Annotated in this window: 1 protein-coding gene; it reads right to left on the bottom strand. The window is 54.3% G+C overall.

The features are described 5' to 3' along the window. Positions 1-442: hypothetical protein (locus CF70_RS35915; RefSeq protein WP_414629446.1), on the bottom strand; the 442-nt coding region annotated here is incomplete at both ends.

Raw genomic sequence — 442 nt, forward strand, 5'->3', positions numbered from 1 at the left:
GTCCAGTCATCGCGGTAAGTGATATTTTGGTATTCATCGGTAGTGAGCTGCGTGAACTTCTGTATTCCGCTGCTGCGCTGAACGTCGGACTTCAGGGTCAGCATCGTGCTGCCGGCCAGCACGTAGCCCTCCGCGGTGAAAGGGTAATCCACTTCCGCCAGATCCTTGAAAATCAACAGGCGGGAGTTGGATGTGGGCGAAACGGCTTGCTCCAGCCAAGGGATGTCGGTTTCCACGATCATGGACTTTAAGCCCTTTGCCAGCATTTCCTTGTATGAGGAAACGGAGGTGGTACGTCTCTTGGCTCGCAACTCACTTTCGCGCGTATCGACCTTGTGCTGGAACGTTCCAGCGCTGACATCTCTGGCAATATCAATGTCGTCGCCCCAGTATTCGTACTTCTCGTAGCTGAGTCCGCTACGAGCAGGGCGATCCATCACAA

Source organism: Cupriavidus sp. SK-3 (assembly GCF_000611145.1).
In the GTDB taxonomy this organism is placed as follows: Bacteria; Pseudomonadota; Gammaproteobacteria; order Burkholderiales; family Burkholderiaceae; genus Cupriavidus.